Origin of the sequence: Pantoea sp. SIMBA_079, assembly GCF_046940275.1 — a bacterium.
Lineage (GTDB): Bacteria > Pseudomonadota > Gammaproteobacteria > Enterobacterales > Enterobacteriaceae > Pantoea > Pantoea borealis.
In genome coordinates, this window is sequence record NZ_JAWRYR010000863.1 from 1 (window position 1) to 240 (window position 240).

Below are 240 nucleotides of genomic sequence, written 5' to 3' on the forward strand. Positions count from 1 at the left end.
CGACAGCGCCACCACCACAGCCATCAACAGCAGCACGCCGCCCGCGAGGGCAAACGCCAGCACATGTTGGCGTTCAGCCGCGACACGATCGTTGACCTTCATATCCGGCTCGCTAATGCGGCGTAAACGCGGCAACAGCCACAGTAGCAGCGGCGCACCGATCAACGCAGTGACCGAACCGGTGGACACTTCCATCCACACGCGAGTCAGCCAGAGGATGATTTGATCGGAAAGCCAGAG

The 240-nt window shown here is 61.2% G+C and carries 1 pseudogene; it reads right to left on the bottom strand.

Annotated features, from left to right (window positions below):
* Positions 1-240: pseudogene (locus tag SB719_RS22385) on the bottom strand (Fe3+-hydroxamate ABC transporter permease FhuB); the annotation flags it as partial.